Origin of the sequence: Aliivibrio sp. S2TY2, from assembly GCF_028765525.1 — a bacterium.
Taxonomy (GTDB): Bacteria; Pseudomonadota; Gammaproteobacteria; order Enterobacterales; family Vibrionaceae; genus Aliivibrio; species Aliivibrio finisterrensis_A.
On record NZ_JARACS010000012.1, the window covers coordinates 83,843 to 97,412 of the forward strand.

Annotated in this window: 15 protein-coding genes; all 15 read left to right on the plus strand. The window is 40.6% G+C overall.

The window, feature by feature from the left end; translation table 11 throughout:
- Nucleotides 1-98 precede the first annotated feature (98 nt).
- The 15 genes from PVK63_RS16165 to PVK63_RS16235 all read left to right on the plus strand — a co-directional run bounded on the left by PVK63_RS16165 (nt 99) and on the right by PVK63_RS16235 (nt 13,206).
- A complete protein-coding gene (locus tag PVK63_RS16165; protein ID WP_130088104.1) occupies nt 99-1,814 on the plus strand; it encodes a proline--tRNA ligase in 1,716 nt (571 codons plus the stop codon).
- A 377-nt stretch (nt 1,815-2,191) separates the two neighbouring features.
- Nucleotides 2,192-3,868 (plus strand): ABC transporter substrate-binding protein, encoded by a 1,677-nt coding sequence (locus PVK63_RS16170; RefSeq protein ID WP_130088103.1) that lies wholly within the window; start codon nt 2,192-2,194, stop codon nt 3,866-3,868.
- A 71-nt stretch (nt 3,869-3,939) separates the two neighbouring features.
- On the plus strand, nt 3,940-4,842 hold the full coding sequence (locus tag PVK63_RS16175; RefSeq protein ID WP_242504744.1) for an ABC transporter permease: 903 nt from the start codon (nt 3,940-3,942) through the stop codon (nt 4,840-4,842).
- Nucleotides 4,843-4,860: 18 nt separating this feature from the next.
- Complete coding sequence (locus PVK63_RS16180) at nt 4,861-5,625, plus strand: ABC transporter permease (protein WP_130088102.1); 765 nt, start codon at nt 4,861-4,863, stop codon at nt 5,623-5,625.
- Nucleotides 5,626-5,635: 10 nt separating this feature from the next.
- Complete coding sequence (locus tag PVK63_RS16185) at nt 5,636-6,370, plus strand: ATP-binding cassette domain-containing protein (protein ID WP_130088101.1); 735 nt, start codon at nt 5,636-5,638, stop codon at nt 6,368-6,370.
- Between the two features lies 1 nt (nt 6,371).
- On the plus strand, nt 6,372-6,959 hold the full coding sequence (locus tag PVK63_RS16190; RefSeq protein ID WP_130088100.1) for an ATP-binding cassette domain-containing protein: 588 nt from the start codon (nt 6,372-6,374) through the stop codon (nt 6,957-6,959).
- A gap of 367 nt (nt 6,960-7,326) precedes the next feature.
- Nucleotides 7,327-8,190 carry an urease accessory protein UreD gene (locus tag PVK63_RS16195; protein ID WP_130088099.1) on the plus strand — a complete coding sequence of 288 codons (864 nt, stop codon included), beginning with the start codon at nt 7,327-7,329 and terminating at the stop codon, nt 8,188-8,190.
- A 15-nt stretch (nt 8,191-8,205) separates the two neighbouring features.
- The gene (locus PVK63_RS16200; protein ID WP_130047231.1) at nt 8,206-8,508 is read left to right on the plus strand and encodes an urease subunit gamma; all 303 of its coding nucleotides are present in this window, start codon (nt 8,206-8,208) and stop codon (nt 8,506-8,508) included.
- Nucleotides 8,509-8,518: 10 nt separating this feature from the next.
- Entirely contained in the window at nt 8,519-8,875 is a 357-nt protein-coding gene (locus PVK63_RS16205) for an urease subunit beta (protein WP_130088122.1), read from the plus strand.
- Nucleotides 8,875-10,578, plus strand: a complete 1,704-nt coding sequence (ureC, locus tag PVK63_RS16210; protein ID WP_130088098.1) for an urease subunit alpha — start codon at nt 8,875-8,877, stop codon at nt 10,576-10,578. Before PVK63_RS16205 ends, ureC begins: the two co-directional genes overlap by 1 nt.
- A 61-nt stretch (nt 10,579-10,639) precedes the next feature.
- Nucleotides 10,640-11,131, plus strand: a complete 492-nt coding sequence (gene ureE / locus PVK63_RS16215) for an urease accessory protein UreE (RefSeq protein ID WP_017018617.1) — start codon at nt 10,640-10,642, stop codon at nt 11,129-11,131.
- An 11-nt stretch (nt 11,132-11,142) separates the two neighbouring features.
- On the plus strand, nt 11,143-11,808 hold the full coding sequence (locus PVK63_RS16220; RefSeq protein ID WP_130047232.1) for an urease accessory protein UreF: 666 nt from the start codon (nt 11,143-11,145) through the stop codon (nt 11,806-11,808).
- A gap of 9 nt (nt 11,809-11,817) precedes the next feature.
- On the plus strand, nt 11,818-12,438 hold the full coding sequence (ureG, locus tag PVK63_RS16225) for an urease accessory protein UreG (RefSeq protein WP_130047233.1): 621 nt from the start codon (nt 11,818-11,820) through the stop codon (nt 12,436-12,438).
- Between the two features lie 373 nt (nt 12,439-12,811).
- Entirely contained in the window at nt 12,812-13,018 is a 207-nt protein-coding gene (locus PVK63_RS16230) for a YaeP family protein (protein WP_130044681.1), read from the plus strand.
- The gene (locus PVK63_RS16235) at nt 13,018-13,206 is read left to right on the plus strand and encodes a DUF4250 domain-containing protein (RefSeq protein WP_130047234.1); all 189 of its coding nucleotides are present in this window, start codon (nt 13,018-13,020) and stop codon (nt 13,204-13,206) included. Before PVK63_RS16230 ends, PVK63_RS16235 begins: the two co-directional genes overlap by 1 nt.
- Nucleotides 13,207-13,570: the final 364 nt, after the last annotated feature.

The window sequence follows — 13,570 nt, forward strand, 5'->3', positions numbered from 1 at the left end:
TTCTCATTAAAGAACATACCATAACTAAGATTGAACTCTCGATTTAACTGTTTAAGTCGAGCTATTCCAATATTCATAACTAACAAATGGATGAAAACATGCGCACTAGCAAATACCTTCTTTCAACACTGAAGGAGACTCCAAACGACGCAGAAGTAATTAGCCACCAGCTAATGCTACGTGCAGGTATGATCCGTCGTCTAGCTTCAGGTTTATATACTTGGCTACCGACTGGTCTACGTGTATTGCGTAAAGTCGAAAACATCGTTCGTCAAGAGATCGACAATGCAGGTGCAATCGAAACTTTGATGCCCGTAGTTCAACCGTTTGAGCTTTGGGAAGAAACAGGCCGTTCTGAAAAGATGGGTCCTGAGCTTCTTCGCTTTACTGACCGTCATGTTCGTCCGTTTGTACTTAGCCCAACAGCTGAAGAAGTTATCACGAGCCTTGTTCGTAACGAAGTTAACTCTTACAAGCAACTTCCACTAAACTTGTACCAAATCCAGACTAAATTCCGTGATGAACGTCGCCCACGTTTTGGCGTTATGCGTGCACGTGAATTCTGCATGATGGATGCGTACAGCTTTGATATCGATAAAGAAGGCCTACAAAAGTCTTACGATGCAATGCACGATGCTTACTGTAAAGCCTTCGACCGTATGGGTCTTGAGTACCGTCCAGTATTGGCTGACTCAGGCGCTATCGGCGGCAGTGGTTCTCAAGAGTTCCACGTACTTGCTGAAAGCGGCGAAGATTTAATCGCATTCTCAACAGAATCTGATTACGCAGCTAACATCGAAAAAGCAGAAGCTCTAGCACCAACAACTGAACGTGCTGCTCCTACTCAAGAGATGACAACGGTTGATACACCAAACGCAAAAACAATTGCAGAATTGGTTGAGCAACACGGTATCGCGATTGAAAAAACAGTTAAGACATTATTTGTTAAAGCATCTGATGAAATTGACGCTGATATCATTGCACTTATCATCCGTGGTGATCACGAACTTAACGAAGTTAAAGCTGAAAACCTAAAAGAAGTTGCTTCTCCACTAGAGATGGCTGACGAAGCACAACTTCGTGACCTAATCGGCGCTGGTGCTGGTTCTCTTGGTCCTGTAGGCCTAGAACTGCCATTCATCGTTGACCGCTCTGTTGCAGTAATGAGTGACTTTGGTACAGGCGCAAACATCGATGGTAAGCACTTCTTTGGTGTTAACTGGGAGCGTGATGTACAGCTTGGTCAAGTTGAAGATCTACGTAACGTTGTTGAAGGCGATCTAAGTCCATGTGGTCAAGGTACTCTACAACTGAAACGCGGCATCGAAGTCGGTCACATCTTCCAATTAGGCACAGCCTACTCGGAAGCAATGAACTGTGGCGTGCTTGATGCTAACGGTAAAAACTCTATCCTTGAGATGGGCTGTTACGGTATTGGTGTTTCACGTGTTGTTGCATCAGCTATTGAGCAAAACAACGACGAATACGGCATTGTATGGCCAGAAGCGCTTGCACCATTTACGGTTGCTATCGTACCGATGAACATGCACAAATCTGAGCGCGTTAAAGAAGCAGCAGAAAAACTGTATGCAGAACTAACAGCAATGGGCATCGATGTACTCTTTGATGACCGTAAAGAGCGTCCAGGTGTTATGTTTAAAGACATCGAGCTTATCGGTATTCCACATACGGTTGTTATTGGCGACCGTAGCATGGATGAAGGTAACTTCGAATATAAAAACCGTCGTGCAAACAGCAAAGAAGTGGTTGAAATTGCAAACATCGTTGAGCACATTAAAGCTCAATTAAGCTAATTTCATCACCTTTTAAATACCAAAGGCTAAGTAGATTTACTTAGCCTTTTTTATATCCATGAAATAATGTTACTTTTACTCATTTATTTCTTGATTACTTTACATCTACTGATAGAATCCGCAGCAACAAGATCGCTCTCTTTTTTTACCGTTGTTCTACGGCTTGCGATTTTTATATACCGATGAATTTAACTCTTTATTTGTTAATACCATCAAATTCGATCTGATATTATTTACCATCAATCTATACGTATTTAGCACTATAACAACTAATGTGTAATTACCTTTTTATTAAGGTGCTTCGTATTGTCTCAAATATAACTGAATCAACAATCGTTATATTCGTGTGATGAGTTTAGATCGCCACTTAATTTCTAATGCAGTTCGTAAATGCATTCTCTCATTTACCTGCACTACTTCTTTTATATTGGAAACAAGTTGTGAATACATTATTTAAATTAATAAATGGAAATAAAAATCTATTCATTTATTTTCTATTTTCATTAATCATTTCTTTTTTTACTACGTTCAGTCTTTCAACATTCGCTTCTGAACCTCAAGTTAAAAAACCAGATATTTTAAAAGTTGCCCTTGGTAGTGAACCCGCTTCCGGCTTTGACCCGATCCTTGGTTGGGGTAAATACGGCAATCCGTTATTCCAATCTACCCTATTAAAAAGAGATAAAGAATTAAATTTTGTTGGCGACTTAGCGACAAAATGGCGCTTAACCAATAATAAACTGACCTGGATTGTCACTTTAAGAAACGACGTTCAATTCAGTGATGGTACTCCACTGACAGCAGAAGATGTCGCTTTCACTTACAATCAAATTTTACAGCAAAGCAGCACCCATGATCTCAGTGCATTAAAAATGGCAGAGCCTTTAACTCCTTATTCGGTAGCCTTCCATTTAACTCAATGTGACATTACATTTCTAGACCGATTCTCCTCTATTGGAATCGTTCCAAAACACGTTTATCAACAGCAAGATAATAGCTTTCGTTATGGATCATCCCCGGTAGGCTCTGGTCCTTATGTCCTAACCAAGTGGGTAAAAAACCAGTACGTTAGTATGAAATTGAATCCATATTATTATGGGAAAACACCTCATTTCTCACAGTTAATCGCTGTTTTTGGAAGTGAAGAGTCTCGTTTTATTCAACTAAAAACACACCAATTAGATTTAAGTGTTGTACCTCAACGCTATGCAAATCAAACACTCAAAGGCTATAAACTATGGTCAGTACCGACACTAGATAATCGTGGTATTGTCTGGCCAATGCACTACAACAAAAATGCTGAAATGACTTACATCACAGCCGACCCTGCCATAAGGGAAGTGTTTGATTACTTAATTGATAAGCAATTAATTGTAGATAAATTATTAGATGGTTATGCAACACCTGCGTATTCCATCGCAGATAATATGCCTTGGGGTTTGGATACCCAAGATATCACTTCTAAAAAAGTAAACCTAAGCCATGCTAACGCTTTGCTTACACAAGCGGGTTGGAGTGACAGTAATAATAATGGGACGCTAGATAAACAAGGTCATGAAGCTTCTTTTTCTCTGCTCTATAAAGCAGGAGATAGTGTCAGAGAACAGCTGGCATTAGCAATCAGTTCAATGGCGGCTAAAGTCGGTATTAACATTAATGTTAAAGGTCTCGAATGGAATGATATTGCCCTCCAAATGACGACAACTCCCGTCCTTATGGGCTTTGGTAGTCACTCTGCAAGTGAAGTAACTTATGTTTATCACTCTCGTTATGCGCATACTGATTTCTATAACTCAGGCGGTTATCGAAATCCACAGGTCGACTCAGCGATTGATAAAGCCCTTAAAGCACCATCATGGGATGCATCATTGCCTTTTTGGCAACAAGCACAACAGCAGATACAACAAGATCGCCCATGGACTTGGTTAGTTAATATCCAGCACCTTTATATGGCTAAAAATTGCTTAGATTTAGGAAAACCAATTACTGAACCACATGATCATGGCTGGCCGCTAACCGCAAATATCGAAGAGTGGCGTTGGACGTGTCAATAAACACCCAACATTCAAGTCGTGTGTGCGTAAGTTTAACTCGCCTTGTGATTCAACTGTGTTTGGCTCTTGTAATGATAACGCTACTCTTGGCGTTATCACCGATTGATCCCATCAGTGCGTATTTTGATGGTAACGCGCTCGCTGTGTTTGGCGAGCGAAAAATACAGCTTATCGAACAACTAGGCCTAAACCAAACCGCCTTGGAGCGCATGATAGATTTTACAACGTCATTACTGTCAGGTGATCTTGGTTACTCTTATCACTATCAAGAGCCAGTCAGTGAGATCATTTGGCAACGCAGTCGTTATTCCATCATGCTAATGGCTAGCGCGAGTGCTTTATCACTTATCCTTGGCTATACCATGGGGCTGTTACTTGGTTTATTTCCGACAAAGAAATGGAGTAACGTTTTTACTCACATTACATTAATGATGAATGCCATCCCTAGTTTTTGGGTTGGTTTAATCCTAATCAGTGTTTTTGCTATAAAATTAGTTTGGTTTCCTATCGGCGGTGTTTCTCCTTTAGGAATTGATCCTGAGAGTTTATCTTTATATGAAAAAGCACCTTACTTCGTATTACCATTAGTGACCTTATGCTTTAGCCTAATGGCACCCATTATTTTACATACGAGAGAAAAGGTCATTGAAGTGAGTCATAGCCAGCACGTGCAATATGCTCGCCTTCATGGTCAATCTATTTTCTCTATTGTTCGGTACCATTTATTAAGAAACACCCTGGTCCCAGCTTTAGTCATTCAATTAGCGGGGTTCTCTGAATTATTAAGTGGATCAGTCATTGTTGAAACCGTCTTTAATTTTCCAGGCATAGGGCAAACCTTAGTAAAAGCAGGCCTTAGTGGAGATACGCCACTGCTGCTGGGGATCACTTTTTGTTGTGCCATCTTTGTTTTTATCGGTAATGCCCTAGCCTCGCTACTCAGTAAGCGGCTCTCTTTGTCCGCCTCATTTTAACCTTAAAGAATATTTATTATGTTAAAGAAGCATCTTCCTTTAACCTTATTTTGTCTTTTATTACTGATTTCCCTCTCTTGGCAAAATAATGGCGAGAACATTGATTTATTCAATAAAAACCTTATGCCAAACGCCCATTATTGGTTTGGAACCGACTGGTTAGGCAGAGATGTCTTTAGCCGAACTCTCAAAGCGCTTTTATTCAGCCTTGCTATGGGAGGGCTAGCCTCTCTCTTCTGCTCATTGCTTTCGATGTGTTTGGCTTTGATTGGAAATATCAATGCAACTTGTAGCTACCTAATTAATACCCTAATTGATGTATGGAGTGCTTTACCACACATCTTAGTCATGATTGTACTGTCCATTTTAGTTGGTGGTGGTTTTGAAGGGTTAGTGGTTGCTATTACCTTTAGTCATTGGCCTAAATTGACGCGCTTGCTTAAAGTTGAAATTGAACAGTTACGCCAAAAGCCTTATGTATTGCATTCACTGGCTTTTGGGCACTCTAAATTGCACAGCTATGTAACGCATTTGACGCCTCACCTTTTGCCACAAATGCTAACCGGAATGTTAGTCTTATACCCTCAAGCATTAGTTCATGGCGCCGGATTGACGTTTTTAGGCTTTGGTATTGAACCGTCCACGCCCTCCATGGGCGGAATGCTCTCTGAAGCCAGTAAATACTTACTTAGTGGCCAATGGTGGCTGGCTTTATTCCCGGGGATAATGTTAATCATTAGCTCATTACTGCTGATGCAAATTGGCGCTAATACAAGAAAATAAGGAGCTGGCAATGATTCAAATTAGTGCACTACATATCAAACAAAAAGATCACCAAATCCCGCTGCTCAGCAACCTTTCTTTATCTATTGATAAAGGTGAAGTTTTAGCGATCATCGGAGCCAGTGGTTGTGGAAAAAGTGTATTAATTAACACCATTATGAACTCCCTCTCTTCTGATTTCAGCGTCACAGGAGAGATTAATATTGATCCAACAGTGCGAATGGCTTTAGTTCCACAGTACATTGATGCTTTAAATCCGACAGCAAAAATTGGTTCCCAACTAGCGCAATTTGACCCTACAAAAAAATGGTATCAACGCAAAAATACAACCGCTATTCACAAGGCTCTCACTTTTGCTCAATTACCTCAATCTGTCGCTAGTTTGTACCCTTATCAATTATCAGGAGGTATGGCGAAACGTGTGCTCTCTGCGCTGGCTTTCATTCAAAACCCAGACGTTATTATTGCTGATGAACCAAGCTGTGGTATCAATGATGAATATGTTGAACCTTTATTTCAGCACTATCAACACCTCGCTCATAATGAGAAAAAAAGTGTCATCATCATCAGTCATGACTTAAAACACGTTATTGATATTGCCGATCGAATTCTTGTATTAAATAATAATGATGATGGAAACCAACTGTCATCCATAGAGTACACGAGCCCAAAAAACATTAAGGAAGGAAAAAGCCAACCATACAGCCAAGCGTTATGGAAAGCCTTACCTAACCACTGGGAATAATATGATTCAATTACTTAACGCCTGTATTCACTACAAAAATAAACCACTTTCGCTGCCCAATATCAGCCTAGAGCAGGGAGAGATTCTAGGACTCTCAGGGATCAGTGGCAGCGGTAAATCAACCGTCGCCATGCTATTGGCTGGTTTTATTACTCCTAACTCAGGGAGTGTAACGATACCTGAATACAACAAAAACACACCTAATCCAGTTCAATGGATTGACCAACATCCAGAACGCTCATTCAATCCTAAGTGGACATTATTACGATCTTTAAAAGAGAGCTTTCGTGATAATCCTTTTGATGAATACCTAGAGCGCTTTAGTATTGATAAAGAGTGGTTGTCTCGTTATCCAGCAGAGCTATCTGGCGGACAGCTACAACGTTTAGCTTTATGTCGCGCATTATTGCCCACAACTCAATACTTACTGTGTGATGAGATCACAGCTCAACTCGATCCCATTACTCAAAAAACAATTTGGGAACAACTACTGCAACTGTGTCAGGAAAAAAACATGGGGCTTTTAATTATTTCTCATGAAAAAGCCTTACTTAACTCTATTTGTCATAAAATAATTACTATTAATTAAGAAGTTTTATTCAAAGATATCGACCTGTTTTTAGAATAAATTTTCTACTTATATTTAACAAATTTAAAACCCTAAAAAAGTTCTATTTTTCATTATATTTCTGTTGCCAAGTCTAAAATATAGGATTAATATCCAGATCATAAAGCGTTCAAAAATCTTCTCTAAAGTTAATCTATTTTTCATATTCATGTTCACTCAAATTAGATTACCTTTACTGTAAATATGAGTACTTAACTCAACACTGCCGTAATTTAGGCAATTACAATTTATTTAGAATACTTATCTCTCTAGTTTTAAACTGGAGATGTTTGCTATTTATTTTCATTACTTCTTTTGAGGAAAATATGCCATAGCGGCAGGGTTAAATATGCCTGAAATAAATACATCCCCCTCTGGTTGGTTAGCAGACATATCCCTTTTCTATGAAAAAAGAGGCTCAAATACCAAACTAGTTCGTCGTGAACAAGTTGGTCCATTAATGGTGCAGCGTCCTTTTTATCCAGAAATTGGGGTTTCTCATACCTATTTACTTCACCCACCCGGTGGCGTAGTCGGTGGTGATCAACTCAATATTAATATTCATGTTGCACCAGAGGCTCACTCATTAATAACAACACCAGGGGCCACTAAGTTTTATCGTAGCTCTGGCGCAACATCAAGCCAAACACAGCGCTTAAATGTCGAAGAAAAAGGCTTCTTAGAGTGGTTACCTCAAGAAAACATTTTTTTCCCAGATAGCCAAGCACACTTAAATACTCAAGTTGCTCTACATAAAAATTCGCATTTTATTGGTTGGGAAATGAACTGCTTTGGCCGCCCTGTACTCAATGAGATTTTTGAAAAAGGCATGGTGACAGGGCGAACCAACATTAACGTTGATGGCAAATTACTGCTTTCAGAGTCCATGTATATCGACGCCATTAATGAAATTAAGCACGCAGCAGGAATGCGAGATTACCCAATGCTTGGAAATCTGTATATCTACCCTGCATCTGAAACATTAGAAGATAAATTAAGAACACTGATTAATGAACATTTCCATGAACAAACTGGGTTATTTGGCAATAGCGATCCTATTTGTGGAATTACTGAAATTGATGGCTTATTGGTTATCCGTTATTTAGGCCACCAAACAGAGCCAATGATGGCGTGTTTCAGCACTCTATGGCAACAGACTCGCCAACATTGGTTAGGCTCCTTACCCGAAGTCCCACGCATCTGGGCTACATAATTAGTTGGAATAGCAATGGAATTAACACCAAGAGAAAAAGACAAACTGCTGCTTGCTTCTGCGGGCATGATCGCTGAAAGACGTAAGGCGCGTGGACTAAAACTGAATTATCCAGAATCTATCGCCTTAATCTGTTTTGAAATAATGGAAGGCGCACGCGACGGACGCACAGTGGCTGATCTAATGAACTACGGTCGTACTATTTTAACCGCTGATGATGTGATGGAAGGCGTCCCTGAGATGATCCCAGATGTTCAGGTTGAATGTACTTTCCCTGACGGAACTAAACTCGTTTCAATTCACGATCCTATTGTTTAAGGAGCAAATGATGATCCCTGGCGAATTAAGAGTTAATAACGACCTAGGTCAAATAGAATTGAACGTGGGCCGCACAACACACACATTATCTGTCGCAAATTACGGTGACCGCCCTATTCAAGTTGGCTCCCATTATCACTTTTATGAAGTCAATGAAGCGCTTCATTTCGATCGTGAGCCAACCAAAGGCTTCCGTTTAAATATCCCTGCAGGAATGGCTATTCGTTTTGAACCCGGCCAACGTCGCACCATTGAACTGGTTGAATTTGCAGGTAAACGTGAAATCTACGGTTTCCAAGCCGCAATCATGGGTAATGTCGATAAGCACATCACTCCAACAATTCCTGACGATAAAGAGGTGAAGTAATGGCACATATTTCTCGTACGGCTTATGCCAATATGTTTGGGCCGACAACAGGCGACCGCCTTCGTCTAGCAGACACTGAGCTGTTTTTAGAAGTAGAAAAAGATTTTACAACCTACGGCGAAGAAGTGAAATTCGGCGGTGGTAAAGTGATCCGTGATGGCATGGGTCAAAGCCAAGTGATTAATAGTGAATGCGTTGATGTGGTTATTACCAACGCATTAATTCTCGATCACTGGGGTATTGTTAAAGCCGATATCGGTATTAAAGATGGTCGCATCTTTGGTATTGGTAAAGCGGGTAACCCTGACGTTCAACCGAATGTCGATATCGTTGTTGGTCCAGCAACCGAAGTGGTCGCTGGTGAAGGCAAAATCATTACCGCTGGTGGCGTTGATACGCATATTCACTTTATCTGCCCTCAACAAGCGGAAGAAGGCTTAACTTCTGGTGTCACTACCTTTATTGGCGGTGGTACAGGCCCAGTAGCTGGTACCAATGCAACCACGGTAACGCCAGGTATTTGGAACATACACCGCATGTTAGAAGCGGTTGATGATTTACCTATTAATGTTGGTCTATTTGGTAAAGGCTGCGTAAGTAAGCCTGAAGCACTGCGTGAACAAATTGAAGCTGGTGCAATGGGGTTAAAAATCCATGAAGACTGGGGCGCAACCCCTGCGGCTATTCATAACTGTTTAAACGTAGCTGATGAGATGGACATCCAAATTGCCATTCACTCAGACACCTTAAATGAAGGTGGTTTTTACGAAGAAACCGTTAAAGCCATTGGTAATCGTGTTATTCACGTATTCCACACCGAAGGCGCTGGCGGTGGTCACGCTCCAGATGTGATTAAGTCAGTGGGTGAACCTAATATTTTACCGGCATCAACCAACCCAACCATGCCATACACCATCAATACCGTTGATGAACATTTGGATATGTTGATGGTCTGCCACCACTTAGATCCATCTATTCCAGAAGATGTGGCTTTTGCGGAATCTCGTATTCGTCGTGAAACCATTGCTGCTGAAGATATTCTTCATGATATGGGGGCAATCTCGGTGATGTCATCGGACTCACAAGCCATGGGCCGTGTTGGTGAAGTGATTATTCGTACTTGGCAGTGTGCGAATAAAATGAAACTTCAACGTGGCATTTTAGAAGGTGATAACGAGCATAACGACAACGAACGAATTAAACGTTATGTGGCTAAATACACCATCAACCCAGCGATTGCTCATGGTATTTCACATGAAGTTGGCTCTGTTGAAAAAGGCAAGCTGGCTGATTTAGTGTTATGGAACCCAGCGTTTTTTGGTGTAAAACCGGCGCTTGTGATGAAAAGTGGTTTAGTCGCTTACGCCCCTATGGGTGACATCAATGCCGCAATTCCAACACCACAGCCGGTACATTATCGCCCAATGTTCGCCTGTTACGGCAAAGCGAAATTCAAGTCTTCAATGATCTTCCTATCTCAAGCGAGCATCGAAGCGGGTGTTCCTGAGAAATTGAATCTACAAAGCCAAATTGGTGAAGTAAAAGGGTGTCGTAACATCTCGAAAAAATCGATGATTCATAACAGTTATACTCCAAATATTGAATTAGACAGCCAAACCTATGAAGTAAAAGCCGATGGCGTTCCTCTTGTATGCGAACCAGCAACAGAGTTACCAATGGCACAACGTTATTTCTTATTCTAACCCCCTGCCTCGCTGGTTTTCTACCTATTTACCGGCGGGGCACTTTTTAGAGTGAACAACCATGATTAAATTTACTCACCTTGTACATCACCATCATGATGAGCATCATCACGGTGAAGAACATACGCACAACACCGCTGAACTAACCATTTGTTTAACGATGCAAGAGCGCACCAAAAGTCGCCTAAAAGTGACCTTAAGTGATGGCTCTGAAGCGGGTCTATTTTTACCTCGTGGCACCGTATTAAAAGAGCACGATATCGTTGAAAGTGACGACGGTATCCAAGCGATGATCACCGCTGCTGAAGAAACCGTATCAACGGTTTACAGCGACGACTTATTGCTACTTGCAAAAGCGTGTTATCACTTAGGTAACCGTCATGTTCCTCTACAAGTTGAAGCTGGTTGGTGCCGCTACCTGCACGATCACGTACTAGATGACATGGTGCAACGCTTAGGGCTAAACGTAAAAGTTGAGCAAGCGAAATACCAACCAGAGCCAGGTGCTTACGGTGGCTCAAGTGCAGGCTCACACGATGGTCATCACCACTAAGGGCGGCCATTGTGTTAGAGGATTTACGGCTCTACCAATTAATTAGCCCATCGTTACCCGTTGGCTCATTCACCTATTCGCAAGGATTAGAATGGGCGATTGAAAAAGGTTGGGTGACTAATGTGACTGAGCTAAAACATTGGTTGAATAATCAATTGATGGACAGCTTAGCGACGTTAGAGCTGCCTGTTTTAGCTAAATTAACTCAATTACTGCAGCAAGAAGAGTGGCAACACGCTCAAGATTGGTGTGATTTTATTATTGCCAATCGAGAAACCAAAGAGTTACGACTTGAAGAAAGACAAAGAGGACTCGCCTTCTCTATGTTATTGCCAAAATTAGGGATCGAATTAAATCAAACCACCCTGCCAATGGTAAAACAAACTCAAGTTGCCGCTTTTGCGTTAGCCGCTAACCATTGGAACTTAACACCAACTAAACTCGCCGCAGCGTATGCGTGGGGATGGTTAGAAAATGCCGTGATCGTTGGTATTAAGTTGGTTCCATTAGGGCAAAGTGCCGGACAACAGTTGTTATTAGAAATGGCAGAGGTTATCCCACAAGCAGTAGAAAAATCACAGCACTGGCCTGAACACCTGATTGGTAGCTTCACTCCAGCGCAAGTATTGGCAAGTTCTCGACACGAGAGCCAATACACTCGACTATTTAGATCGTGAGAAAATAAAATGCAAGATTACAAACAACCTTTACGTATTGGTGTTGGCGGCCCTGTTGGCTCAGGCAAAACAGCACTATTAGAAGTACTGTGTAAGACACTGCGCGATACATACCAAATCGCTGTAGTAACCAACGATATCTACACGCAAGAAGACGCTAAGATCCTAACTCAAGCTGAAGCACTAGATGCGGACCGTATCATTGGTGTAGAAACCGGTGGCTGTCCTCACACTGCCATTCGTGAAGATGCATCAATGAACTTAGCGGCCGTTGAAGAGTTAGCACAACGCCATAAAAACCTTGATGTGGTATTTGTAGAAAGTGGTGGCGATAACCTAAGTGCAACTTTCAGTCCTGAATTAGCAGACTTAACCATCTATGTGATTGATGTTGCTGAAGGCGAAAAGATCCCACGTAAAGGTGGCCCAGGTATTACAAAGTCTGATCTATTAATCATCAACAAAATCGACTTAGCACCGTATGTTGGTGCGTCTCTTGAAGTGATGGAATCAGACACGGCACGTATGCGTCCAACGCGTCCCTACGTGTTTGCTAACCTGAAAAAAGGCGTTGGTTTAGATAAAATCATCGAATTCATCATTGATCGCGGCATGTTAGACGCAAAATAATAACGCTAAGCGAATTGCGATAAACGAACATCAATAGAATCCTTCCTAGATAAGTTAAAGCCTCATAACAAGTTATGCCATAACAGGCTTGTTTTGAGGCTTTGTTTTATCTAATACCAATCGTAGTAAATAACTGATCATCCTAACTGGTTAAAATGCTCGATAACTACGTTGAAATTTTTGATTGTAGAATAACTACTTATCAAAAAATTTCGTCTTGCTCTCAAGCATTTTTCCTGCGCTATTTCTGAGCACTTACTTACTGTGATTGGTATAAATCAATGTATTAGCAATTTAAAACATTTGATGATTGGTAATAAAAATTGCTCAGTGTAAACTTCATCATAATTATCATTTTAAAATGGAAAGTCTAATGAAAGTATATGATTGTTGTGACATGGTACGTGAGCTGTATTCTTTAATTGGCAGTGGTGATCAAGGCTATATTCCTCAAGCCATTACGTGTGCTGTTAAGTCATTAAACGACATCGCTGCAGATGAGTCTCTACCAAAAGCAACTCGTGAAAAAGCCGCATTTGCCGCTGCAAATTTATTAATTTCTGATTTTGAGGATGAGTAATGACACCTGAAAAAATGGCTTCAATGGATCCTGTTATGCTAATGAGCATAGTTAATATGAAGATCCGTGATGAATTTGGTGATCTAAATAGCTACGTTAAATTCTATGAATTAGATAAAGACGTTCTCATTAAAAAGCTAGCTGACGCCGGGTTTGACTACCTAGAAGAAGCAAAACAATTTAGATAATACCTATGCATTAATGCCATTGATATAACATCTAATGCTAACAGGCATTATCTTACAATACGTTTTCTTAGCGTAATAAAGGAGAAGAGCTAGCCATGCCTTCTCCTTTTTATTTCCTGTGAAAAAATAAATGACTAAATATTTATATCTATGAGTATAAAATCTCACTTAATTACACATCATATTCCCTTTCAAACACACAAAACCATTTATTTTTATCTGTATCCTTTATTTAAAACAATCAAACATGGCTAAATAACGAACAATATTTTTTTGATATTAGTTCCATTATTGACACTCGCGTTGACTGGAAAAATACAGCGTAAATAAAATGATAATAAGAAATGTCGTATTTGTTTATTTC